At 72.9% G+C, this 25,534-nt stretch carries 13 protein-coding genes and 4 pseudogenes; 11 read left to right on the top strand and 6 right to left on the bottom strand.

The window, feature by feature from the left end:
* Positions 1–30 precede the first annotated feature (30 nt).
* A complete protein-coding gene (locus WMF34_RS43590) occupies positions 31–1,053 on the bottom strand; it encodes an aminoglycoside phosphotransferase family protein (RefSeq protein WP_437991521.1) in 1,023 nt (340 codons plus the stop codon).
* A 24-nt stretch (positions 1,054–1,077) separates the two neighbouring features.
* Entirely contained in the window at positions 1,078–1,416 is a 339-nt protein-coding gene (locus WMF34_RS43585) for a hypothetical protein (RefSeq protein WP_157907324.1), read from the bottom strand.
* A gap of 71 nt (positions 1,417–1,487) precedes the next feature.
* On the opposite strand from WMF34_RS43585, the gene WMF34_RS43580 reads away from it, so the two are divergent.
* A complete protein-coding gene (locus WMF34_RS43580; protein WP_437991520.1) occupies positions 1,488–3,353 on the top strand; it encodes a DUF2169 family type VI secretion system accessory protein in 1,866 nt (621 codons plus the stop codon).
* Positions 3,354–4,236: 883 nt separating this feature from the next.
* The gene (locus tag WMF34_RS43575; RefSeq protein WP_437991519.1) at positions 4,237–5,751 is read left to right on the top strand and encodes a type VI secretion system Vgr family protein; all 1,515 of its coding nucleotides are present in this window, start codon (positions 4,237–4,239) and stop codon (positions 5,749–5,751) included.
* A gap of 19 nt (positions 5,752–5,770) precedes the next feature.
* Here the strand turns inward: WMF34_RS43575 and WMF34_RS43570 are convergent, their stop codons facing one another.
* From WMF34_RS43570 to WMF34_RS43555, 4 genes and pseudogenes are all read right to left on the bottom strand, one after another.
* Positions 5,771–6,979, bottom strand: a complete 1,209-nt coding sequence (locus WMF34_RS43570) for an STAS domain-containing protein (protein ID WP_437991518.1) — start codon at positions 6,977–6,979, stop codon at positions 5,771–5,773.
* A gap of 767 nt (positions 6,980–7,746) precedes the next feature.
* Positions 7,747–7,869, bottom strand: coding sequence for a hypothetical protein (locus tag WMF34_RS43565; protein ID WP_269454216.1), 123 nt, complete (start codon positions 7,867–7,869; stop codon positions 7,747–7,749).
* Between the two features lie 6 nt (positions 7,870–7,875).
* Positions 7,876–8,010, bottom strand: a pseudogene (locus WMF34_RS43560) (DUF4288 domain-containing protein); the annotation flags it as partial.
* A 440-nt stretch (positions 8,011–8,450) separates the two neighbouring features.
* Positions 8,451–8,927: pseudogene (locus WMF34_RS43555) on the bottom strand (HsdM family class I SAM-dependent methyltransferase); the annotation flags it as partial.
* A gap of 331 nt (positions 8,928–9,258) precedes the next feature.
* Between WMF34_RS43555 and WMF34_RS43550 the strand changes: the two are divergent.
* The 9 genes and pseudogenes from WMF34_RS43550 (at position 9,259) to WMF34_RS43510 (ending at position 25,508) form a co-directional block, all read left to right on the top strand.
* On the top strand, positions 9,259–10,053 hold the full coding sequence (locus WMF34_RS43550; protein ID WP_437991517.1) for a hypothetical protein: 795 nt from the start codon (positions 9,259–9,261) through the stop codon (positions 10,051–10,053).
* A gap of 434 nt (positions 10,054–10,487) precedes the next feature.
* Positions 10,488–11,933: a hypothetical protein gene (locus tag WMF34_RS43545; RefSeq protein WP_437991516.1), complete on the top strand. Its 1,446-nt coding sequence runs from the start codon at positions 10,488–10,490 to the stop codon at positions 11,931–11,933.
* Positions 11,930–14,139: pseudogene (locus WMF34_RS43540) on the top strand (hypothetical protein). The gene WMF34_RS43545 and the pseudogene WMF34_RS43540 overlap by 4 nt, the downstream one beginning before the upstream one ends.
* Before the next feature lie 239 nt (positions 14,140–14,378).
* Positions 14,379–15,194, top strand: a complete 816-nt coding sequence (locus tag WMF34_RS43535) for a hypothetical protein (RefSeq protein ID WP_437991515.1) — start codon at positions 14,379–14,381, stop codon at positions 15,192–15,194.
* A gap of 30 nt (positions 15,195–15,224) precedes the next feature.
* Positions 15,225–16,295: a hypothetical protein gene (locus tag WMF34_RS43530; RefSeq protein ID WP_437991514.1), complete on the top strand. Its 1,071-nt coding sequence runs from the start codon at positions 15,225–15,227 to the stop codon at positions 16,293–16,295.
* 8 nt (positions 16,296–16,303) lie between these two features.
* Positions 16,304–16,841, top strand: a pseudogene (locus WMF34_RS43525) (hypothetical protein); the annotation flags it as partial.
* Positions 16,842–17,057: 216 nt separating this feature from the next.
* Positions 17,058–18,236, top strand: coding sequence for a hypothetical protein (locus tag WMF34_RS43520; protein ID WP_437991513.1), 1,179 nt, complete (start codon positions 17,058–17,060; stop codon positions 18,234–18,236).
* A 154-nt stretch (positions 18,237–18,390) separates the two neighbouring features.
* Complete coding sequence (locus WMF34_RS43515) at positions 18,391–20,193, top strand: ATP-binding protein (RefSeq protein WP_437991512.1); 1,803 nt, start codon at positions 18,391–18,393, stop codon at positions 20,191–20,193.
* Positions 20,190–25,508 carry a hypothetical protein gene (locus WMF34_RS43510; protein ID WP_437991511.1) on the top strand — a complete coding sequence of 1,773 codons (5,319 nt, stop codon included), beginning with the start codon at positions 20,190–20,192 and terminating at the stop codon, positions 25,506–25,508. The genes WMF34_RS43515 and WMF34_RS43510 overlap by 4 nt, the downstream gene beginning before the upstream one ends.
* Positions 25,509–25,534: the final 26 nt, after the last annotated feature.

The raw sequence follows: 25,534 nt of genomic DNA, 5'->3' as shown, positions 1-25,534 counted from the left end.
GCCGGCCGACGACCGGGCATGTAAATTCTCTCACCACGCGATGAGCCGCGCCAGCACCCGCATGTCCTCGTCGTCGCCCATCCTCGCGAGCGCGGCGCGCGCCCTCGCGAGCGCGGGCTCGACGTAGCGCAGGCACGTAGGATCCACGCCGATGCGGTCGAGAAAGACGAAACGGCCGGCGTCCTTCAGCTTGCGCTGGACCGTGAGCACATCGAACTCCCGGCCGAGCGCGTCGCGCGCCGGCCGATCGAGCGAGGCGGCGGCTGCATAGTCGTCCAGCCGGGCCTCGACGAAGGAGCGATCCAGGTCCTGGGCGCTGTCGTTGAGGAGCGCCGCGAGATCGTAGGCGCGCGGGCCGAGGAGGGCGTCCTGGAAGTCGAGCCAGGCGATCTCGAGGCCCCCGCCCGCCGCGTCCACGACCATGAGGTTCTGGCTCTGGTAATCGCGGTGAACGAAGCCCCGCGGCCACGCGGCGATGCGCCGGGCGAGGCGCTCCGAGACGGCGTCGAGCTCGGCCCGGGCGGCGTCGCCCAGCCGGAGCCCGCGCGCGTCGAGCGCCCACGCGCGGAAATGGTCGAGCTCCCAGCGCAGGAGCGTCTCGTCGAGCGCGCACGAGTCGACGATCGAGCCGCTCGGGAGCGCCGCGAGCGCCCGCTGCGCCCGGGCGAGATCGCGCGCGGCCAGCGCGTAGACCTCGGCGCGGCGGGCGGGCGCGCGCTCGACGAAGGCCGAGAGCGTCGCGTCCCCGAGATCCTCCAGGAGGAGCAGGCCGTGCTCGCAGTCCTCGGCGAGCAGCGCCGGCACCCGGACGCCGCGCTCCCGGAGGAGCGCGTGCACCTCCAGGAACGGCCACCGCGGGGGAGCGGCGCCGACCGCGACGCCGTCGGCCCCCGCGCCCGGCGCGAACATCGCGACCGCCGTCCCGGCCGGCGTCACGACGCGCAGATAGCGCCGGCACGACGCGCCCCCGCGCAGCGGGACCATCGACGACGGGACATGGCCCGTGGCCCGCTGGACGAGCCGGAGCAGGGCGTCGGTGTCGAGGTCGCGCACCCGGTGCAGGAGCGAGTCAGACGCTCAGCAGGCGCCGGCGCAGCCGTCGGCGCTGTTGAACCAGAGACCGCCCGAGTCCTCGCACGCGCTGCGGTCGTACCTGCCAGAGCAGCAGCGCTCCTGGCTCTCGCACACCTTCGCGGCGCCCTCGCCGCTCCGGAAGCAGCACTTCCGGCTCTCGGGCGTCTCGGGCGCGGCGGGATCCTCGGGCGCGGCCGGCTCCCCGGGCGCGGTCGCCTTCTCGATGACCACCGGCACCGCGGGCGCGACGAGCGTCGCCACCGTGTCGCAGCCGAACGAGGCAATCATGACGAGGAGGGCGAGCGCCGATCCCAGCGCACGAGCGTTTCCAGCCGGCTTCATGATCGCCGTGGGTGGCATGGGCGCAGTGCGGCGGCAAGTTCGTGACGAGAGCCGTGCTATAACGCCGCGGAATGGCGAACGGTGCGGCGAAGGACGCGGCGAAGAGCGCGATGAACCGTGGGACGAGCGGCGCGACCGGGCCCGTGAGGGTCATGCCGCTGAACGGAGCAGCCGCCGCCGCCGTCGCGTGGCGCAGCCGGGGCGAGCTCCACATCACCGTCATCGTCAAGGCCACCTTCGCCTTCGCGGCGGACGCGGAGATGCCCAGGGTCGAGCCGCAGCAGGTCGTCCAGGGCGAGGTCCATCACGGCAACAACCCTGGGCGAAGCGTCCGGCTCACGAGCGATCTGGCGCCGCACCTGGAGCGCGCCGACGTGCTCTTTACCGGCCACGCGCACGCGCCTCCGCCCGGCGCGCCCGTGCACGCCTTGCCCGTGCGACTCGCGATCTCCGATGAGGACGGGCCCCTCCTGGACAAGGAGCTGCTGGTCAAGGACAGGGCCGGGTTCCAGCGGATGCCGCTCGTGTACGAGCGGGCGCTCCGCGGCGAGAACGACCAGGAGAACTTCCTCGGCGTGCAGGGGACGGGCGACGCGTCCGAGCCCGAGGCGAACATCGTCGATCCCCTCCAGCCGGCGCGCGCGGCCGGCTTCGGGCCCATCGCGCGCGCCTGGCCCGCGCGCAGGCGGCTGCTCGGGGCCACGCCCCGCAAGGCGCTCGACGCCGCCATCGCCGAGATCCCCGATCCCTTCGAGTGGGCCTATTACCAGGCGGCGCCACCCGATCAGCGGACACGTTACCTGCGCGGCGGCGAGTGGATCGAGCTCCACGGGCTCCACCCCACGCTGCCGCGCTTCCGGACGCGGCTGCCCGAGGCGCGCGGCCGAGCGCGCGTCCACGGCCTCTCGGCCTTCGGCGTGGGCGAGGGCCACCCGCTCGAGCTGAACGCGGACATCCTGCGCATCGACGGCGACGAGCAGCGCTGCACCCTCGTCTTCCGGGGCAACCTGGTCGTCCCCGGCGAGGCCGCGCTCGCGGCGGCCACCCTCGTGGCGGGGGTCGAGCTCCCCGGCGAGCCGCTCGAGTGGCCCGACCGGCCGGCGGAGCAGGGCGCCGCGGCCCAGGATCCCGCGAAGGCAGCCGACGCGGCTGGCCGCGCGCGCGGCGTGGGAGGCGACGGCGACGGCGGCGACCCCCTGGGCGCGACCCAGGCCGCGCCGGCCGCCGGGGCGCGCACGGTGAGCCTCTCGGACGCTGGCGCGGTGGCCGCTGCCCTCGCCTCGGCGGCGGCGACGCCGTTCCGCCCCGGGTCGGCTCCCGGCGACATCGCCGGGCCGGCCGAGGGCGCGCACGGGCCGCGGGTCGACACGGGGACCCTCTCGATCTCCTCGGTGGAAGAAGGGCCGAAGGGGTCTCCCGCCGCGACGCTGGCGCTGCTGCCCGAGGAGGACGCCGGCGCGACGGACCAGCCGGCGCTCCCGTTCCAGCCGGCGCCCCCGGGCGGCGCGCTGCCTCCCTCGATGATCAGCCGGGAGCCGGTCACGGCGGAGGAGCGCGCGGGCTCTGGCACGCTCGCGCTCGCGATGGAAGACGACTGGGAGCCGGTCGCCGGCGCGCCCGGCCCCTCCGGCGCCGGCGCGCTCGCGGCCCCCCCTGCGCTCGTGCCAGCCGCCGTGGAAGCGCCAGAAACGGCGGCAGCGCCGCTCCCGGCTCCTGAGCCGGCGGCGCCACCTCCGGAGCCGCTGCTGCCGGAGCCGCCTCCCCCGCCGAGGCCAACGCTGAGCGCCTCGCCTGCGCGCTCCCCCGAGGCGGACGAGCCGCCGCCGGCCCCGCCGCCCCGCAGGCCGCCGCCTCCACCGCCCGAGCGCCCCGCGCTGCCGACCCCTTCCCCCGCCTTGAGGAGGAGCCTTTACGAACGCTTCGATCGCAAACGGTAGCTCGCCGAGCCCGCATCGATGATGCGTGAGGGGCGCCCGCGGGCGAGGCGCCCCTCAGCAGGAGCCCCTCCCCCACGTCACGAAGGATGGATCGACGATGACGACGCGCAGCCCCTCCGATTCAGATGCCCCTCAGCAGGAGACCCTCTCCCACGTCACGGACGATGATTCGACGAGGACCGCGAGCAGGCTCGCCGATTCAGACGCCCCTCAGCAGGAGACCCTCTCCCACGTCACGAACGTTGAACCGACGAAGACGGTGAGTAGGCTCGCCGATTCAGACGCCCCTCAGCAGGAGACCCCCTCCCACGTCACGAATGATGAACCGACGAAGACGGTGAGTAGGCTCGGCGATTCAGGCGCCCCTCAGCAGGAGACCCTCTCCCACGTCACGAATGATGAACCGACGAAGACGGTGAGTAGGCTCGGCGATTCAGGCGCCCCTCGGCAGGAGACCCCCTCCCCCGTCACGAAACTTGAACCGACGAGGTCGGTGCGCAGGCTCGCCGATTCAGACGCCCCTCAGCAGGAGACCCCCTCCCCCGTCACGAAACTTGAACCGACGAGGTCGGTGCGCAGGCTCGCCGATTCACACGCCCCTCAGCAGGAGACCCCCTCCCCCGTCACGAAACTTGAACCGACGAGGTCGGTGCGCAGGCTCGCCGATTCACACGCCCCTCAGCAGGAGACCCCCTCCCCCGTCACGAAACTTGAACCGACGAGGTCGGTGCGCAGGCTCGCCGATTCAGACGCCCCTCGGCAGGAGACCCCCTCCCCCGTCACGAACGTTGAACCGACGAAGACGGTGAGTAGGCTCGCCGATTCAGACGCCCCTCGGCAGGAGACCCCCTCCCCCGTCACGAACGATGGTTCGACGACGACGATGAGCAGGCTCGCCGTTTCAAGCGCCCCTCGGCAGGAGACCCTCTCCCAGGTCACGAAGGAGGGATCGACGGGGACGGCGAGCGGGCTCGCCGATTTGCTGAACATTCGACTCGAGCTCTCCGGCTTCTCGTCCGACCTCCTCCAGGTGAGCAGGCTGTCGGGGCGCGAAGCGATCTCCCAGCTCTTCACGTTCGACGTCGAGGTGATCTGTCCGAGCGACGCCGGGGTCGACGGACAGACCTTCACGGGAGAGAGCGTCGCGATCGTCTTCGAGCAGAACAGGGTCGAGGTGCGGCGCGTCCACGGGATGGTCGCGGAGGTCCACGACATGCTCGCGAACCTGCGCGACCACCGGGCGTACCGCCTGCACATCGTCCCGCGCGCCTACCGGCTGGCGCTGGTCGAGACCACGGAGATCTCGATGAACAAGGCGGTGCCGGATCTCATCAAGCAAAAGCTCGAGCTCGTGGGCCTGAGCGGGAGCGACGTGGAGCTCAGGCTGACGGGCACGTACGCGCCGCGGGAGTTCGTGGTGCAGTACCAGGAGACCGATCTCGCCTTCATCAGCCGCCTGGCCGAGCACGCCGGGATCAGCTTCTTCTTCGAGCACCAGGACGGGCAGGACACGATGGTCTTCACCGACGGCGCCGGCTTCGAGCCCGCGGCCGGCGCCGAGTCCGTCCAGTTCCGCGAGAACAGCGACACGCGCGACGTCTTCGAGCTCGAGGCGAGATCGCGGCTGGTGCCGAGCGTGTATGTCGCCCGCGACTACAACTACCGGCAACCGATGCTCGATCTGACGTCGGAGCACGTCCTCCCCACGGGGTACGCGGGGGGCGTGATCGAGTACGGCGGCCATTACAAGACGCCGGCGGAGGGGAAGGCGCTGGCGCAGGTCCGGGCCGAGGAGCGGCAGGCGACGCAGCTCGTGTACGCGGGCAGGAGCGCGGTGTGCGGGCTCGGCGCGGGCGCGCGATCAACGCTGGAAGGGCACCCGAACCTGGAGTCGCTCGACCTGCTCTTCGTCGAGGTGGAGCACCGCGCGACGCTGCTGACCGGCAGAGACGAGCCGCGGCGCTACGTGAACACCTTCCGCGCGATCCCGGGCAAGAACACGTACCGGCCGCCGCGCGTCACGCCGACGCCCCGGATCGCCGGCGTCGTCACGGGGATCGTCGACGCCGGGCCGGGGGGCGGGGGCAACAACGCGCAGATCGACGATCAGGGCAGGTACATGGTCCGGTTCCTGTTCGACACGGGGGCGGCCGGCGGCGTGTCGTCCAGGCCGGTGCGCATGCTCCAGAACCACGCTGGAGCGAACTACGGCACGCATTTCCCGCTCAAGCCGGGGACCGAGGTGCTCATCGCCTTCGTGAACGGCGACCCGGATCGGCCGGTCATCGTGGGCGCCGCGCCCAACCCGCTGACGCCCTCTCCGGTCAACAGCGCGAACCGGTCGACTCACCGGATCAAGACGCAGGGAGGCATCGTCTTCGATCTCGTGGACGAGTGAGCCGCCTCGATGACGCCGCTCAGGGAGCTGGCTTCTTGCCAGGCGTCGGGCTCGCGGCGGGGGAGGCGCCCTGGGCGCCTGTCATGGCCCGGATGGCGTAGTTGAGGGCGGCGCGCAGGTTGCGCTGCGTGTTGAGCTGGGTGAGGTCGAGGCCGAGCGCGACCATGGTCTGGGCGACCGTCGGCTTGATGCCGGCGACGATGCCGTCCGCGCCGAGGAGGCGGATGGCGGTGATGAGCTGGATGAGGTGGCTCGCGACCCGGGTGTCGACGACCTCGACGCCGGTGAGGTCGAGGATGGCGAAGCGCGCCCGCTTCTCCACGATCTGCGCGAGCAGGCTGTCCATGACCTCGGCCGTGCGGACGCTGTCGACCGTGCCGACCATGGGGAGCGTGAGCACGCCGTCCCAGACCTCGATGATCGGCGTCGAGAGATCGCGGATCACCTTCTGCTGCGCCGCGATCTGGTCGAGCTGGATGCGCAGCTCCTTCTCGACGAGCCTGGAGTCCGACACGTCGAGCGAGACCCCGAGCACGCCGTCGACGCGGCCGCCGGGCTCGCTGCGGAGCGGGATGAGCCAGGTGTCCCAGTCGGCGCCGTGCGCCTCGCCGCGACCGCGGCGCACCTGGCCGTCGTACCATTTCCGCATCTCGGCGGCGGCTTCCGGGGAGGCCGCATAGAGGTCGTACACGCTGCGCCCGACGTGCTGCCCTCGTGTGAACCCGGCCTTCGCGACCGCCTTGCCGTCGTGATAGAGGTAGATCCCGTCGCCGTCGAGCGCCCATATCGTCAGGGGATCCACGTGCTCGGCGAGGCCGTCGAGGATGCGCGCCTTGAGCCGGAGCGTGCTCAGCTCGTCCTCGGTCATCGGGGTCGCAGCGGCGGCCGCGGGCGCGGGGCGGAGCGAGCCGAGGACGGCGCTCCGGTCGGACGACCGGCTGGCGCTGCATGACAGCGGCCGGTAGGCGCCGCCGCCGTCGCGCAGGCGCACGCTGAACGAGACGGGCTCGTCCCTCTGAAGGAGCGACGACCAGGCCGCCGAGAGCGCGGCGCGATCGTCCGGGTGCGCGAGATCCGCGAGGCGCGCGCCCCCCTCGACGCCGGGGCCCAGCGCCTCGCGGAGCCCGCCGCTCCCGTGGAGCAGCGCTCCGTCGGCCGAGGCGATGAAGAGCAGATCGGGAGAGCGGGCGAAGAGCTCGCCGAGCAACACACTGGAGGCAGATTCCATCAGTCTCACGACTCCTCAGAGAGCAAAGAAGGATAAGTGTAGCGTGAACGGAGCAGGCTGCGAAAGAGCTCCCTGGCGGCCGTCATGCGATTGATCCGGGAGAAACGCGCCACGACGTGGGGGCGCTAGCGCTAGCGTGGCGAGCGTTGCGCGGCAAGAAGGTGAGCCGGCTCGCCGCTGAATGAGCTACGGCGAGGTGGGCCGAGGACGGGGAGGCGCCGCTTGCGTGGACCGGGGCGGGAGAGGTGGTGAGAGGTGCGGTGCTCGAGGGCGGACCGCAGGTCCTCCACGATCTCTCCGGCGATCACGTCCGGCGCCGGCAGGTTCTCGGAGGTCTCCTGAATCAGGTCACCACGCTATCTCCCTGCCGTGGGCGCTTGCCGCCGTGGCTGCGATCGTCCTGGTCGCGCCGGTGATCGCCGACGCTTCGGTGCGCTAGCCTTCGCCCCTCGAGCTACCTCCTGAAACGACGGTCGTTCAGCAGCTTCCAAGCCTTCTTGTGGTCCGCTGTTGTTCCACGTCGGATCTCTCGGATCGTTGTCCACAGCAGCTGGCCTGGGAACTCACGAAGAATGGATCCCTTGCAACATCTGCCGATGAACAACATCGCAATATCGTCGAGGTTTTCGTTCGCGTTGCAGCTCTGAGCCAGCGCGAGCGAGGAACCAAACAAGGGCGGAATCGGCGCAAGAATCCCAAATAGGCTTGAGAGCACAATCCCGACGATGACGGCCCTGCGCACGCTCCACCCCCTTCCAATTCATCTGTCAGTCGATGCTGCCGCCGAGCAACGGCTCGAACGCGTGGTAAGCCTCGTAGCTCTTGAAGTGCCGCGCGTAGATGTCCGCGCCGTCATCAAGAGTGTCCGAAAGAACACGGCTTACATCCACAACGTGCTTCAGCCTCCAGTGAATCTCCTGCCCTAGAACATTGTTGAAGCACGTTTCGTGCGCACGGCTGTGTTGCTCGGCGCGCGCGCGTGCCTGCTCCTCACTTTCGGCGCGCACCAGCGCGAAGCACTCTTCGTACATGGGTGTGTACGACGGGTCCGGTGACCAAGACTCGTAGAGGATAACGGCAACATAGAGATCGTTGTTCGGGCTGGATTCCATGGATGAACTCGCTTGTCGATGCGGCTTTGACCGGGGAGTGTAACGCCGCGTGATGCCGAGATCAGCCTGCCCTGTCGCGGGGCGCGGCGGTAGGGGCCTACCTGTCCGGACGCTTCCCTTTCCTCAAGTCGGCCACCTTCCGCCGCGCAGGCGGCGGCCCCGTTGAAGCCGACCAACCAGGCGTGACTGAGGTGAAGCCCGCGAGGTGCCGCGATCGCGCGCTCGCCGGCGTCCACCTCGACCCCGAGGCCGGTCCGTAGCCCGTGGCGCCACGCACCCCAAGCACACTCTCGTTGACGGTGCAGGACGGCGACGGCGGCAGGGTAGCTCAGCGGTCGCGAGCGGTCACACAGAGAGCAGAGCTTCCTGGTCCACGGCTTCTCGCTGGCGGGCTTCTTGTCGAAGAACAGCACGTTCGCCTTCACGCCCTGCGCATAGAAGATGCCCGTGGGGAGCCGGAGCAGCGTGTGGACGTCGCAGTCGTGGAGCAGCTTGCGGCGGATCGTCTCCCCTGCCCCGCCCTCGAAGAGCACGTTGTCGGGCACGACGACGGCCGCGCGCCCGTGGATCGCGAGGATCGTTTTCACGTGCTGGACGAAGTTGAGCTGCTTGTTGCTCGCCGTCGCCCAGAAGTCCTCGCGCATGACGGTGAGCGCCTCGCGGGACTCATCGCCCTCCTCCGTGAGGACCATCACGCTCGACTTCTTCCCGAACGGCGGGTTGGTCAGGACCATGGAGTAGCGGGCGCCCGGATCGGCGGCGAGGCTGTCCCGGGTCTCGATGGGCGGCTGCCCTTCGTCGGCGCTCGGCCCGATGCCGTGGAGGAGCAGGTTGAGGAAGCGTAACGAAAGCAGCGGGTTGTCGTCGATACCGAGGCGTGGAGGGGGAGCCATTCCACCCGGAAGCGCCGGGTAGGATATCGACGCCGGAGCAGGTGGGGAACGGGCGAAGGAAGGTGAACCCAGCGCCGGTGCAAAGGTGGAGAGAGCTCGAGCCGCGAGTCGCTATCGCGGAACCTCCCGGCGCCGCGCGCTCCGAGGAGCTCCAGCCGGCAGCGGTGAGCATCGATCCGGCGCTCGCCGGCTCTTGCGATGCGCCCAGGGATCAACGAGCCTGTCGGGCCATATTGCGGCCGTTCTGGCCGCGTTCCCCGACAAGGAGGGATGGATGGCGTCGAAATTGGTGACCGACAGGGACAAGTCCAGCCGCGCCGTGGCCGCGTCGGCCGAGACGCACGCCGACGAGATCGCGAAGGGGATTGCGGGCGAGCTCGCGCCCTGCCTGAGGTCCGGCGAGAAGATGCCCGACGTGGCGTTGCTCATGCGCCTCGTCGCGCGCCGGCTCGCCACGGACACGGCCGCGCTCGTGGCGGCCGACGACGCGCACGAGCGCGAGCTCGCCGACGACGCCGCGCCCCGCGAGGCGCGCGACGAGGCGGCCGCCCGGCTGCGCTCGGTGCTCGTCGACGGGCGCGCCGCCGTCGACGCGGCGTTCGGGCCGGCGGGCCTGCGCAAGCTGCGGCTGGACGGGGCCGTCGCCGAGGACCCTTCCGTGCTCGTCACGACCGGCGAAGGGGTCGCGAGCGCCCTGCGGGACGCGGAGATCAAGCTCCCGAAGCCGAGGCGCGCGTCGATGAAGCTCGATCGCGCCGCGCTCGCCGACGAGATCGCGGCCGAGCTGCCGGCGCTGAAGAAGGCGCTCGCGAAGGTCGCGACCGAGGAGCGCGAGAAGGAGGCCACGCTGCGCGCGAAGCAGAGCGCCATGCGCAAGAGCGACAGGAGCTTCGGCCAGGGCGCCGCGCTGCTCGCCGCGAGCTTCACGTTCGCCGGCCTCGAGGATCTCGCCGCCAAGGTGCGCCCTTCCGGCCGCAGGCCCGGCCGGACCGCGGCCGAGGAGGACGACGCGCTGCCCCCCGAGGCGCCCGCCTCGCCCGGATCGCCTCCAGCGCTCGAAGGCGACTGACGGCCGTCCGCGCCGGCCGAGCCTGAAAGCGGCCCCTCCGCTCCCCAACTCGCGCTGCCACGGCCGGGAAACGCGATGATCCCGCGGCAAAGCGCGCTCTGAACCGTTCCCCTCGGGCGTCGCCGCTGGCGCAACCCTTCCGAAGCGATCGGCGGCCTCGGGGCCGCCGGAGCTCGCCTTTCTGACGGCTCCAGCGTCGTCTCGCCCCGGGCTCGTCGCTTGTGGAGCGGCTCCAGCGTCGTCTCGCCCCGGGCTCGTCGCTTGTGGAGCGGCTCCAGCGTCGTCTCGCCCCGGGCTCGTCGCCTGTGGAGCGGCGTGCTCCTCGGCCGAGCAATGTCCCACCGCTTTCGTGAGCACGCTTGCCCCTGGAGAACGAGCGCGCGAGCGTGCTTGGGCGAGAAAAATCGCGGGGTGGAGGCAATGAGATGAGAGCGGTGCGATTGGCGACGATCGTTGCGGCGGTCCTTGCCGCCCTGGTGCTTGGTGCGACGGCGCCCGGGTGCCTGTGGGATCGCGACGACGAACCGCTAAGCGGGAGGATCTGCGCGATTCCGAACACCGGCGTCGTCGAGCGCTGCGTCGATGCGAGCGAGGGCCCGGCCAGCGCGTGGAGCAAGGCCGAGGCGGACGGCGAGCTGCCGATCTTCATGTGGGCGCGGTGGTCGGGTCGCGTGACGCCCGACGAGCTCATCGCGAGCGAGGCGGAGCTCGGGGCCTGGTTCGACACCGTCGATCGTGTCGTGTCCTATGTGCGCGACGAACAGAAGCACGCCGAGTCGCTCCGGGCGACGCTCCACGGCGAGCTCGGTAAGCTGCTCCGGCTGATCAGGGATAGGCAGGAGGAGGCCCTCCAGGCCGAGCCGATCCATGCGGCCGACACCTTCAAGGAGGCGATGACCGGCAAGGCGAGCGCCGAGAGGGAGCCGCTCGTCGCCGCGATCGCGGCGGACAAGCAGGCGATGGCCGCCGTGCAGGCCATCCTCGATCGAGCCCGGGACGAGGGCGCGCCGCTGCGATCCAGGTACGCGGGCGCGGCGGCGCGCTTCGCCGCCTACCGCGCGACCGAGGCGGCGGAAACGGCGGCGTACGCGGCGCTCTCGGCGCAGGCGTCGCGAGCGGCGATCGACGAGCTCGACGGCGTGGAGCAGGCGGTGCTCGCGGCGGGGCGCGAGGCGAGCCGCGCGCCGAGCGAGCTCGCCGCGGAGCTGATGACGCTGTCGGCGGAGCTCCGGGCGTTCGCGGTCTCGTTCGAGGAGGCGATCGCGCCGCACAAGGAATTCCTCGCGACGCACGGCGCGGTGGTGCCTGACATGACGTCGGGGGCGCTGCGCTCGCTGAGCGCGATGCTGGGGTATGTGCGGCGGCGGGTCGCCCGGAGCGACGCGACGGCGACGGCGCTGCTCGGCGGCATTGCGCTGCGCCGGCAGGCGCTCGGCGCGCTGCAGATGGATGAGGGAGCGCGCGAGGCGAGCGCGCGGTCGCGGATCCGCCGGGCCTCGGAGGCGTTCAGCGAGGGAGCGCGCGCGCGGGCGGCGGCGCTGTCGGCGGCGCCGCCGGTGAGCGAGAAGCTCGGGCTGCCGCTCTTGGCCGAGCGGTGCGGGGAGCTCGTGGCGCTGGTGCAGATGCGGCCGCTCTGCGAGGCGGCGCCGTCCTCGTGGCGAGAGGCCGGATGCGCGGCGCTCCGAGGGCAGTTCGACGCCGCGGAGGCCGAGCTCAGGACGGGCTTGCCGCAGAAGATCGCCGCGGGCCTCGCGGCGCTGCGGGAGCAGGGGATGGGCGCGGCGGAGCTCGACGCCGCGCAGGCGAGGCTCGACGCGGGCGACGTGAAGGGCGCCGCGATCGCGTATGACGCCGCCGTGCGCGGGGCGGAGGGGACATGAGAAGCTCGAAGGACGTCGCGCTGCGCGGCCGGAGCGCTGCCGTGTTCCACAAGCTGGTCGCGCTGATCACGGCGCTGGCGGTGCTGGCGCCGTCGTTCGCTTGGGCCACCACGCCATACACCGTGCTGTGGATGAGCCGCCAGGACGCCACCTCGTGCGCGGACCCCGAGCTGGAGACGGAGGGCGCCGCCATCTTCGAGGTGAACCAGACGCCGCTGCCCACCTATGGGATCCCGGGCGCGGTGGAGATTTACGGCGACGGTTCCGCGAGCAACACGCTCGAGGCGGAGTTCGACTCGGTGCTGCTGCGCATGGGCGCGAACGACTTCCACTTCGGGGTCCACGTGAACGGCGGCGACTGGTGTACCCATGCGCACGACGTGGTGCACATCGTCTCGGAGCCGCTCGGGCTGAACAAACCGCTCTTCGACATCCGCCGCGACGGGACCGGCTTCGAGGGCGACACGGACGTCGACCTGAGCCTCGCTGAGATCAACCCCGCGCTCGCGCGCGACATCGCGGAGCTGGAGGTCGCGATCGGCAAGCTGATGGAGGCGATCCTCCGGAACGCCGCCAAGATAGCGGACCTCCGGGCGCGGATGGATCTGCTGCGGCAGCTCGACACCGAGCTGCACGACCTGGTGACGCGGCCGCTGGACGAGATCTCGCGGACCGAGCTCGACGCAATCCTCGACCGCTACAAGGACGTTGTCGACCCGGCGACGCGGGCGGCGATGGAGCAGCTCGTCGACGACCTGAAGAAGAGCGTCAGCGACCTGGAGGACGAGCTCGCGCGACTGATGGACGAGTTCGGCGCGCAGGCCGACGAGGTGGCGGACCTCGCGACGCAGGACGCGCGCGCCGAGGGATGGAACCCGGACGATCCGTGGGCGTATGCGCTCGGGGAGAGCGAGGTGCCGTGGGTCGAAGTGCCGGACATCGCGGAGGTGGAGGGGGCGTTCGACGAGGGGAGGGACCCGTACGCGGCGTACGCGGACGCGGTGATCGCGGCGCTGGAGGCCGACGTGAGCGGCGGGGTGGTCGTCGCGCGGGCGGACTTCGTGGCGAACGTGCGGGCGTGGCGGGCGAACAGCGCGGCGCTGGAGATCGCGCTGCGCGACCGGATGGGCGTGTCGCTCGCGGAGACCAACGCGTTCCTGAAGGCGCAGAACCGGATCACCGGCTTCGTGCGGAAGTTCATGGATGCGTCGGACTGGTTCATCGAGACGCCTGTGCCGCCGGACCTGCGGGCGCAGGTCGACACGGTGCTCAAGCCGCGGTTCGACGCGCTCGCCGACCAGATGAAGGACAGCCTGAACCAGTGGACGGGGGACGGGCTCGATCTGGAGCAGACGCAGCTCTACCAGACGATCAGCGCGTTCGCGGGGGCGATGTCGACCGTCGCCGAGGGCTTCGAGGCGTACGCGGAGGTGATGCAGACGCTGGTGCACGCGACGACGCGCATCGGGGTGGGGTTCGTGCCCGTGGTCGGGCCGGCGCTCGACCTGTGCGAGGCGGTGACGGGGAAGGCGTGGTGCCTGCCGTCGGGCGAGGAGCTGAGCGACGAGGAGCGGATCTTCTCGGGGATGGGGTTCGGGCTCGGCGCGGTCGGGCCGATGTGGCGCGCGGTCAAGATCAGCAGCGGGCTGCGGCCGTCCGCGATCCGGGTGGCCGGGGAGATCGCCGAGATCGAGGAGGTTTTCGCCAAGATCGTGAAAACGAAACGCGTCCGGGGGTACAAGAACCTCCGCGGCGCGATCACCAAGCAGAAAAAATCGACATTTTCGAGAAGAAAGCGGCCAAGTTCCTGGTGGACGACGGCAGGTCGCTCGTCGGGGTCGGCGACGACGGGGTGCGCACGGTGCTCGACATTCCGAGGGAGTCACGGACAGGTACCATCGAGGGGAAGGCGCCCGATTTCCTGTCGGTGTCCAGCGGGCACAAGCTCATCCTGAGCGAGGCGAAGGGCGGCGGAACGATCGACGCCTTTGATGTGCGCGATCAGCTATTGAATGCGATGAGGGCGCTGAAGGACAAGTGGGGGCTCGCTGGCGACGTGCAGCGGGTCGAGCTCATCATGGAGCAGGGGGCGAAGTTCAAACCGAAGAAGTTCACAGTCAAGGACGGCTACCTGTTCGATTCGGACGCTGGCATGCCCCTTACCCTCGATGGCTTCAATATACCCATCATGGTGATCCGGCTATGAGCTACTCAGGACCTCGATTCTTCGCCTGGTGCGACGAGCCAGAACGGATCGATGCGCTCGCGGCGTCATTGTCTGCGCTGATGATTCCGGGGGATCTCATCAGCCTGGGTATGAGCGCTACCATAACGTGCAGGACACGCTCCGCCGAAGACGTCCTTGCCACGGTCCGCGCTAACTTCGGAGGACGGAATAGCGCTCACGTATCATCCGGCGTGATACTGCGGGGATCAAAGCGCGTTATGGTGTTCAGCCTCGCTTGCTACCCCGAAGACAGCGAAGATGACCATCCTTTCGGCCCTCTTGAGGCCAAGGCGGGCGAGCGCAAGTGGGATTTCTACCCGTACGAGATCCCCGTGGGCAGGCGCCCCCGCTCCGTGGAGGCCGAGGCCGCGGCCGCCTACCACATGGTCCAAGGCGACATCGAGGACCTCCTGCTCCGCCTCTGCGCGCCGGACGCGAGCGGGCGCGTGCCGACCGGCGCCTGCACGGGCGAGGAGGACTGGATCGCCCCGGTCGAGATGTGCGCGACCTACAGCGCGAACGCCGCGGAGCTCGCGCGCGACCTCGCCCTGTCGTGGGTCAGCCTCCACGACAAGGAGAGCGTCTCGCGCATCGCAGGCACGTCGCTGGGGGCGCTCCGCGCGCGGGTGGAAGCCGCGCCGCGCGGCGCACGCGTGCCCATGAAAAGCACGAGCGAGCTCACGGGCTCGCTCTCGCGCGAGACCGTGCTCAAGGCGCTCGCGACGCCGCCGGCCCCCCTGCTCGATGCGCTCGAGGCCGCGGCGGTGCCCGACGACGCGTGGCGCGCGGCCGAGCCCCAGGCGCGCGAGCTCCTGGAGCTACGCCGCCAGCTCGACGACGAAGACGCGGGGGAGGTCCCCCCCGCCTTCTGGGTGGACGTCACGACGCGCGAGCACACCCGCTTCCTCGAGGAGCACGCCCCCTTCCACGTCCGCCGCCTCCCGAGGGGCGGCGTGGTGCTGGCCACGCACCCGTACCGCACGCTCTGGCCGCTCTGGGCCGATGCGCTCTTCGTGCTCGGCCTCCTGTCCTGACGCAGGCTACCTCATGAGGATGATCGATCGATGAGAGAAGGGCCGTTTTTCTTCGCCTGGTGTGACGAGGCAGAGAGGGTCGATGCGTTCGGCGCGGCGCTGTCGGCCCTCATCAAGGAGCCACAGTACAGCATCCGCGCGATCATGAACCGTGACACGGAATGCAACACGACCTCCGTTGACGAGGTGGTCACGATGCTCCGCACCCACTTCGGGCGCACCGACGCCGAAGCCTACTTCGTCGCATCGTTGAGCTACGAACACTTCGTCCATTGCATCCTTCGCTGCTTCACCGACAGGAGCGAACGTCTCAAGCCGATGGGCCCCCTCCACATGCACGCCCGCGAGATCGAGGATTTTTCCCCCACGCACATGGACCTCGCCTTGGACCGCGGCCCGCGCTCCGTGCAGACCGAGGCCGTGCTCGCGTGGCACATGGCGCTGGAAGACATCGAGGATGTCCTGCTCCGCCTCTGCGCGCCGGACGCGAGTGGGCGCGTCCCGACCGGCGGCTGCACGACGGCGCGGACCTGGCTCGCGCCGGTCGCCCTGTGCGCGACGTACCACGCGGACGCCCGCGACATCGCGCGTGATCTCGCCCTCTCGTGGATCTGCCTCCACGACAAGGACAGGGTGTCGCGCACCGCGGGGCTGTCGCTGGAAGCGCTCCGCGCGCGGGTGGAAGCCGCGCCGCCCGGCGCGTGCGTCGCGTTGAGACATGCCAGCGCGCATTCGAGCTCGCTCTCCCGTGAAGCCGTCCTCAAGGCGCTGGAAACTCCGCCTTCCGCCTTGATCGAGGCGCTCGAAGCGGCGGCGGAGGCGCCCGACGGCGCGTGGCGCGCCGCAGAGCCGCGCGCGCGCGAGATCTACGAGCGGACGCTCCCATTCAGGGGGCGCGACGAGCAGGGCACGGAGACGGGCAACGGCTCGCCCCTCTCGCAGGTCGAGATCACCATCGATCACTTCGAGTTCCTGGTCCACCACGCCCGGTTCTACGTACGGCGCCTGCCGAGCAGCGGCGTGGTGCTCGCGACCCACCCGTACCGCACGCTCTGGCCGCTCTGGGTCGACGCGCTCTCCTCGCTCGGCCTGATGTCCTGACGCAGTTCGTGCACGCGCTCCCTTCTCCGGACTTCGCACCCCGGCCGCAGGTGCCAGACGGCGCACCCCTCCCTTGAGCGCGCAGAGCGCGCGATTTGGGAGGGGCGGGCCGCGCGCAGGCGCGCAGCGCCGAGCACGGACCGGGGGTGGGCATCCACTCTCTCTCAGCCGTTCTCCGCTCTTTCGGAGCCATCCTCATCGATCAACACTGCACGGTAGGACCCGGACGACCCGTGGGCGTATGCGCTCGGGGAGAGCGAGGTGCCGTGGGTCGAGGTGCCGGACATCGCGGAGGTGGACGGTGCGTTCGACGAGGGGAGAGACCCGTACGCGGCGTACGCGGACGGCGTGATCGCGGCGCTGGAGAAGGACGTGAGCGGGGGCGCGGTGGGGGCGCGGGCCGATTTCGTGGCGAACGTGCGAGCGTGGCGGGCGAACAGCGCGGCGCTGGAGATCGCGCTGCGCGACCGGATGGGCGTCTCGCTCGCGGAGACCAACGCGTTCCTGAAGGCGCAGAACCGGATCACCGGGTTCGTGCGGACGTATTGCGTTGTTGTGCCGAAATTTCTCACGGGGAGCGGCAACCTTGTGCCTACGGGCTCGGCGGTACACGGGCGGGCCGCTCACCGTGACATGCTCCAGGCGCGGAGCTTGTGCTATTCTTCGCGGCAAGAGACGCGCAGCGTGGTCTCGCGGTGCGGCGTGCGAAGAGCGGTGGTCGGAGCTCTGGAAATCAGATAGGTGCTCTCGATGCGTCGGGATATGAACCAAGCGCGGAGTGAACGGGGACCCGATTTCTATGCGTGGTGTGACGAGGCGGACCGGTTCGACGCCTTCGCGGCGGCCCTCTCCGCGCTCGTCTACCCGGGGGGACTCTGCGACGTCAGCCTCTCCACGCCTGAATCCTCCGAACACCTGTGGCGCAGCAGGGTTCCCCTCGACGAGGTCATCGCGGTGACACGTCCCGCCTTCAAGGCACGCTCGCAGATATGTGTGGATTTCGGCACGAAGTGGAGATGGCTGGCCAGGTATGGCCTGAGCCTGGACTGCTATGGTGAAGAACACGAACGCCGGTGGGCCAGCGGCCCTCTGCGCGTACACACCTACGAGTGGAAGGGGCTCTATCCGTATCGCCTCGAGATCGCCATCGGCAACGATGCGCGCTCCGTGGAGGCCGAGGCGGCGATGATCTCGATGCAGTTCGAGCAGGACATGGAGGAGATCCTGCTCGGCCTGTGCGCGCCGGACGCGCGTCCCCGCGTGACGACGGGCGCGTGCTCGGCGGTCTTCAGCTGGCCCGCGCCTGTCGAGGCGTGCGCGACTTATCACGCCGATGCCGCGAGTGTCGCGCGGGATCTCGCCCTGTCGTGGTTGCACATCCACGACGGCGACATCGTGCGGCGCGCTGCGGGCTTATCCCTGGACGCGCTGCATGCGCGCGTCGAAGCGGCTCCCAGAGGGGCGCGCGTCGGGGTCGCAAGCACCGTCGAGCGCGTCGACGAGCACGACGACCTCGACCGCGATGCGTCCCGATCGCGGGCAGACCGCCCGACTCGCCCCGACGCCATTCGGCATGTCCCACGCGCCCGCCTCGTAGGCGACGAGGATCTCACGCGCGAACAGGTGCTCGCGGCGCTCTCCATGCCGCCGGCCACGCTGGTCGACGCGCTCGAAGCCTCGGCGGTGCCGGGCGAAGCATGGCGTTCCGTGGAGCCTCGCGCGCGCGAGCTCGTTCAGGAGATCATCGAAGAGCCCAGGGAGGGCAAGGCCTCCTACGAGGTGAACGTCGCCACGGGAAAACACGTCCGTTTCATCGAGCGCCACTCGCCCTACTACGTCCGGCGCCTTCCGAACGGCGGCCTGCTGCTGGCCACCCACCCCTTCCGCACGCTTTGGCCGCTCTGGTCCGACGCTCTCTTCGTACTCGGTCTCATGTCCTGACGCAGGTCTCCCCCGCTCTCTCCACTTTGAGCTTTGCACCGGTCGCACCTGCGCCGGCCATAGGGCCGGTCTCCGCTCGCGGCGACTCCACCCTCCAGCCCCCGCAGGCCCCCTCCAACCGCGGCTCCCACCGTGTGATAGCCTCGCAGGACGCATGGCACCCTACCGCTCCTCTCGCGAGGACCGCGCCGCGCCCCCGCCGCCGCCCCCGGGCCCGGTCGCCGACATGGTGCAGCAGTTCGCCGACCCGTACGCCTTCCTGCGCGAGCTCGTGCAGAACGGCATGGACGCCGGCGCGCGGAAGATCGCCGTGCGCGTCGAGACGCTGCCCGGCGCGTGCGCTACCTCGGTCACCGACGACGGGTGCGGCATGAGCCGCGAGGACATCGAGGGCCCGCTGCTCACCCTCTTCAGCTCGTCGAAGGAAGGCGACCCGACGAAGATCGGGAAATACGGCGTCGGCTTCGTCTCCGTGTTCGCCCTCCAGCCAGAGCACGTCGACGTGGAGACGTGGCGCGACGGAAAAGCATGGCTCCTCCGGCTGCACAGCGACACGAGCTACGAGCTCGAGGACGCCGGACCGCGCCAGGGCAGCGGCACCCGCGTGACCCTGATCCAGCGGCTCGACCGGGAGGCGTTCGTGGAGCACGCGCGGCGCGCGCACGCCGCGCTCCGCCGCTGGTGCCGCCACGCCGACCGCGAGATCACCCTGAGCATCGCAGACCACGAAGGCGGCTCCCGGACGGGCGCCGTGCGCATCGACGCCCCGCTCGCCGTCGCAGCGCCCGTCTCCGTGACCGCCGTCGAGGAAGAGACCACCGTCGTCGTCGGCCCCTCCGCCGGCGCTCAGCACCTCGCACAGCCGAGGAGCGGGGACCCCGCCGTCGAGCACGGCCAGAGCTTCGCCGGGTTCTACAACCGCGGGCTCACGCTGTTCGAGACCGCGGACGAGCTCTTCGGCGGGCTCTCGGGCGTGCGGTTCAAGGTGATGAGCCCCCACCTCCAGCACACCCTGAGCCGCGATAACGTGCGCCGCGACGACGCCTTCTGGGACGCGATCGCGCGCGTGCGGGAGCTCGTCAAAGGTCCGCTCCGGCGCGAGCTCGCCGCCCGCCTCCCGCAGGCCGCGGCCGCGGCAGCCGCCGGCGAGGCCGAGGGCGCCGCCGCCTACGCGGCGATGCTCGAGGCGGCGCTGTCGCCGCCGACAGCGCTCGATCCGGACGAGATCCCGTTCCCGCTCGCGAGCCCCGTCGCAGGCGACCGGAGCCGCGCGGGGCTCCGGGCGCTCGCGCCGGGGCGCGAGCCGCTGCTCGTGGCCAGGCGCTCCGACGCGCTGACCGCGGCCATGGCCCGCGGCGGGCTGCCCGTCGTGCTGTGCAACCACCCGGCGACCAGGGCGCTGCTGAAGCGGTGCTTCCCGGCGGCGCGCGTCGAGAAGGCGCACGCCGCCTACCTGCTCGTGCGCGAGGAGCGCGAGGAGCCGAAACGCGCCCGCGCCGCCGACGCCGCGCTCCTCCAGGTGATCGCCGAGGCGCTCGCGCGCGCCCGGCACGGGGTCGCCCGGGTGAGCCTCTGCCGGGTCGAGGGCGCCCTCCGCCAGCGCAGCGGGTTCCTCCTGCCCGGGAGCGGGGAGCGCGCCGGGTCCGAGCAGAGCTGCCACGCGGCGCGCGAGGTCGTGCGCCGCGCGGCGCGCTTCCCGCCCGGACACGCCCTCTACCTCAACGTCGAGAGCGACACGGTGGCCCTCGCGCGCAGGCGCGCCGCCGTCGACGCGGTGACCGCCGGCAACCTGCTCGCCCGCGCGCTGCTCGTCGAGGCCAAGGGGTCGCTCGATCCCGAGGACAGCGACCGGCTCCTCGACCTCTCGGCGAGCCCGCCGCCGCGCGCGGGGGCGGCGCGCGGCGAGAGGGCGCCCGCAGGCGGCGCGCGCCCCGCGCCGAGGGGGCCCCTGCGGTGAGCCGGGTCGTCGCCCGCGGCGCGATCCGCGTCGATGCCCGCCGCGCCGTCCAGAAGCTCCGGGAGCACCTGCTCGTCGACCTGGACCTCTACCTGCTCGAGCTCGTCCGCGCCGCGGCGGCCGGGGGCGCGACGCAGATCGATCTCCGCTACGACGCCGACGACGTCGTCGTGACGTTCGACGGAGAGCCGCCCGACGGGCCCGCCCTGGCGCGCCTCCTCGACCACGTGCTCAACGCCGCGCCCGACGCCGCGTCCCGGAGGCTCCGCCTGCTCGCGCTCGGCGTGAACGCGGCGCTCGGGCTGCGCCCGGCGCGCGTCGACCTGCTCACGACCGGGCCGTCCAGCGAGGCCAGCGGCGCGAGCTGCACGCGCGTGCGCTTCACGCCCGCCCTGATCGAGGCGCCCGCCGAGGCCCCCGCGCCGGCCGCCGGCCCCGCCTGCGACGAGGTCCCGAGGCCGCCCGGAATGCCCGCGGCCGGCCTGCGCATCGAGGTGCGGCGGAGGCTCGGCTGGTCGGTGCTCCGGCGGGCGATCACGGGCGATAGCCCGCCCGAGCTCGCGCACCTCGCCGCGGCCACCGGCGATTTCCCGATCCCGATCGCGCTCGCCGGCGAGCCGCTGCGCCGCGCTCTCCCGGGCGGCGATCTTCAGGTGCTCGTGCGCGTGCCGTTCCACGTGCGCGGCGCGCGCCGCGCCGCGCTGGAGATCGTCGCGCCCCCCGAGCCCGCAGGAGGGCCGGTCAGCTCGGCGCCCCGCTCGCGCCCCCTCGCCGCGCCCATCTCCGCTCCCCTGCCCTCGGGCCTCCCCGCCGTCGACTACCTCGAGCACGGCGTGCGGCTCGTCCGCGAGCGCTGGAGCTTCGCCCCGCGGTTCCCGTCGGCGCCCTACCAGGGCGTCGAGCTCCCGGTCCGCGTCGTCGTCGACGCGGACGCGCTGCCCACCAACGCGTCGCGCTCGGCGGTGCGCGAGGACGCGCCCCTCCGCGCGCGGCTCCGCGAGGCGGCGGCCGGCGCGCTGCTCGACGCCATCCAGGCCCTCGCCGCGCTCGTCTGCGGCGAGGGCGCGGTCCCCGACGGCGCGCTCGTCGTCGACGAGGACCGCGGCCGGCTCGCGGACGCGCTCGCGGCCTTCGCCTGCGTCGCGACCGGGGCGGCGCGGGCGGGCGCCGAGCTGCCCGCCGAGGCGCGGGCCGTGCGCGAGCTCCCGCTGCTCCGCGACGGGCGCGGGCGGCCGACGTCGCTCGCGGCGCTCGAGGCGCACGATGCGCCGCGGCTCTTCCTGTTCCGCGGCGACGGGAGGCTCCCGAAGGAGCTCGCCCCCTGGGCCGGCGACGTGGTGTGGAGCCCGGGGGGCCTCGTCGAGCGCGCGCTCGCCGGGCTCCCGCTCGCCGACGCCGAGGCCATGATCGAGCAAGCGAAGCTCGGCGCCGAGCGCCGCAGGGCGTTCCTCCTGCACGCGACCGGCGATCCCGTCGTGCCGCCCTCCCCGGAGCACGCGTTCCGCGACGCCTTCCAGGTGGACGAAGGGCCGCTCGCCGGCCTCCGCGGCGAGCTCGCGGTCTTCGCCGACGCCCGCGAGCCCCCGCGCGGCGCGGAGGTCCGGGTGTTCGTGGACGGGCGGCACCTCGAGACCGTGGAGCTCGATCCCGCCGCCGTCCCCTTGCCCGTCGAGATCGCGCTCGCGTGGAAGGGGCGCGTGCGGCCGCGGTTCGCGTACGACGGGGTCGAGCGCGACGCGCGCTTCTGGCGCGCCGTCCGCCATGCGCTGAAGCTCGCGATCGCCGCGGCCGACCGCGAGGCGAGGCGGCTCTTCGGCCCGGGGGACGCTCGGCGAGGCGCGCGCTCGACGGCGCCCGCGCCTGCGCCCGAGAGCGAGCTCGCGCGCGTGAGGCCCGCACTGCGCGCCGCGATCGGCGCGGTGTTCTGCGCGCCTCGGCGCCTCGGCGCCGGGGACGGCGGCTCCGGGCGCGGAGGCGGCGCGGCGCCGGCCCCGGACGACGGCCTCGCGCCCTCGAGCTTCGAAGGCCTCCTGGACGCGCGGATCTGGCCCACGCTCACGGCGGGGTGGTTCGTCAGCCTGAACGGCCTCTCCGCGCTCTCCCGGACGACGCGCGGCCTCTGCGCGGCGCCGCCCGAGGCGCGGGGGCGCGCGGCCGACCGGAGGCCGGTGCTCGCCGTCTCGCAGCGCGAGCTCGACTGGCTCGCCGCCGCGCTCCCGGAGCGCGAGCTCGTCCCCTACGGCCCGGGGCTCTTCACCGAGGACGAGCTCGCGGCGCGAGGGCCGGCGCGGCGGCGCGCGCTCGCGGCGTCCCTGGAGAGGCTCGGGGCGCTCCCCGCCGGCGCGCCGGTCCTCGAGGTCAGCGGCCCCGGCTTCCTCGCGCTCGCCACGCCGAGCGACGCGACGGTGGAGGTGTGGCACCACGCGTCGCGGCCCCTCGCCACCCTGGAGGCCGCGCCGCTGTTCGGCCCCGCCGCCATCGCGATCGACGACGACGCGGCGGCGCCGAACAGCGGCTGGGACGGCCTCCTGTCGCCACGCAACAACGCCGCCGTCCACGCGGTCGAGCGCGCGCTCTGCGAGGCGCTCGTGGCGGCGCTGGAGGGCGACGCCGCGGCGCGCGCGCGGCTCGGCCTGCGGGGCGATCCGCGCCGCGAGCGCGGCAGGCCGGACGCCCGCGTGAGCGCCTACCTCCTCGACAGCGCGCACGCGCTCGAGGCGCGCGCGCGGGCGCTCGGAAGCGCGCCCTTCAAGGCGGCCCCGAGCGAGCTCGCCGCCCGCATCCGGCGCCTGCCGCTGCTCGGGATGCTGGACGCGCGCGGCCAGGAGGTCGCGTGCTCGCTCGAGACCCTCGACGCGACGCACCCGGCGCCCGCGCCGATCCCGGTGCTCGACGCGGCGCCCGGCTTCGAGACGCTCTCCTGGCACCCCCTCGTCGCCCGCGACCCGCGAGAGCGCGCGGCCCTGATGCGGTGGGCCGGCGGGCGCGCCCTCCTGGCGCAGAGCGGGGTGCCGGCGCGGCGGCAGCGCGCCGCCGCCGAGCAGGAGCGCCGCGCGTCCGCCGGCAAGGCGCAGCAGGAGCATGGCCCGCGCGGAGCCGCCGGCCCGCCGCGCGCGCCGCTCGCGCTGCCAGGCGCGCCCTCGCACCCGCTGCTGCGGGTGAGCGCCGCCGCGCTCGGCGTGCAGGGGCTCGAGGGCGAGATCGAGATCGTCGAGGGGCCGGTGTCGGACGCCCGCTTCGTCGGCCCCGACGGCGCGGAGCGGCGCGTGGAGGTGGAGCTGCCGATCCCGCTCCGCCTCCTCGTGCGGGCCGGCGCGGCGGACCCGTCGAGGGACGCCTCGCGCGCGATCCTGACGCGCCTCGCGAAGGCCGCTGGCCGCCACCTGATCGCGCTGGCGCCGCGCTTCGACGAGCTGCCGCCGTTCGCGCGGGGCCACGCGCGCCGCGCCGTCCTGAAGACGCTGGCCCAGGGCAAGCGCGTCGTCGCGGAGGCGGCGCGCGCGCGGCTCTTCCACGACATCGAGGGGAACCTCTTCTCGCTCGACGACCTCCGGCGCGACCCGCGCGCCGAGTGGCTGTGCACCTCGACGCCGCCGCCCTACCCGAAGCAGCGCTACGAGCGGCCGGTCCTCGCGCTGAGCAGGCCCGAGCGGCTGCAGCTCGCGGCCGCCGTGCTCGTCAAGGACATCACCGACGCGGTCGCGCGCGATCGCGCGGCCGAGGAGCGCCTCACGGCGCCGCCGCTCGCCGCCGTCGGCCTCGACGCGGCCGCGCGCGCGGCGTGCTTCGCGATCCTGCCCTTCGAGCGGCCGGCCGGCGCGCAGGAGGGCGCGCCGGCCGCGCACGGCGAGATCGGCCTGCTCGCCCCGGAGCACGCCGGGGCGGCGGGCATCGCGGTGCACGTGGGGCGCCGCCCGCTCTGCGCGCTCGACGCCGGCGACGGGTGGCCCCTGTGCGCGGCCGTCAACGACGACGCGCTCGAGCCGAACCGCGCCTTCGACGGGCTCAAGGCCCGCGGGGACGCGTCGAGGCTCCGGCAGGCGGTGCGCGACGCCGCCGCGCGGTGGCTGCGCGCCCGGCTCGCGCCGCCCGGCGACGCGCTCGCGACGCGGTGGATCGACGTCGCCACCACCTGGCCCCGTCCGCTGTTCGTGACCGGCGCGCTGTGGCTGCCCGCGCGGTGGCCGCGCGCGCCCGAGGTGCTCGTCGCCGCGCCCTCCGCGGCGATCCTCGGCGAGGGCGGCGAGGAGCGCGACGGCGGCGGCTTCACCCCGCGCGCGCTGCGCTGCAGGGCGGGCGTGGGCTCCGGGACGACCGGCGTGGCCCCGCTCGCGCCGGTCGAGGGGAGGCTCCTCGTGTGGCCGCTGCGCGAGGCGCGCTGGGACGCCATCGCGGAGCTCGCCATGGAGGCCGCGGCCTCCATGGCGGCCGAGCTCTCGGATCAGGCGGCCGCGGCGCCGTACCTGTGGAACTTGCACCTGCTCGGCCGCCTCTCCGGCGGCAAGCTCGCGGCGCGGACCGCCTCCGGGGAGAGCGTCGGCCCGGCGGCGGTCCGCGCCGAGCTCGCGGCGAGCGGCTGCCTGTGGATCACCGATCGCCGGGGGAGCGCGGACGGCGATTTCCCGGACGGCTCGCCGCCATTCGTGCTGCTCGACGACGGCTCGCCGCTCGTCGAGGTGCTGCGCCACCGCGCCGCCCCCGGCGCGCTGCGCGAGCTCGGCGCCCTCGCGGCGACGCCCGCCCCGGCCGTGGCGATCGCGGCGGAGAGCGGGCCCGCCTCCGGGACGGGCCTCCCCGCCGCGAGCGCGGGCCCTCCCGCGGCGGGCGCCCGCGGCGCGGAGGCCCCCGCGGCCATGCGTGACGCGGAGGCGCCCGCCGCGGAGGCGCCGCCCGACTCGAGCGGCGCGCGGGCCTGGGCGATCGCGCTGTGGCGCAGCGTGCTCGGCCTGCTCGGCGGCGAGGCGGCGCCGGTGCCCGGCGCCACGCCCGAGGGGCAGGAGGCGGCGGCCGGGAGCCCGCTCGCGGCCGCGCTCCACGAGGCCATCGTCCGGATGAACCTCGAGGGGTCCCCGGTGCGCGCCGTCGTCGAGGGCCGCTCGGGGCGGCCGATCCGTTACGACGCCAGCCGGGGCCACATCGTCGTCAACACCGAGCACGAAGCGCTCGCGTGGCTGCGCGCGCGCGGGGCGCCCGACCCGGCGGCCGTCGCGCTGCTGGCGGCGGCCGCCGTCGGCGAGGTGAACCGGGCGCTCCAGTCGGTCACCGACGCGGAGGAGCGCCGGGCGCTCGATCATCTGCTGCGCTCCATCGGGTAGCGCGCGCGGGCGCCGCGCCGCCGGCG

It is taken from the genome of Sorangium sp. So ce145, from assembly GCF_051525985.1.
GTDB classification, from domain to species: Bacteria; Myxococcota_A; Polyangia; order Polyangiales; family Polyangiaceae; genus Sorangium; species Sorangium cellulosum_B.
This window is presented reverse-complemented; position numbering and strand designations above follow the sequence as displayed.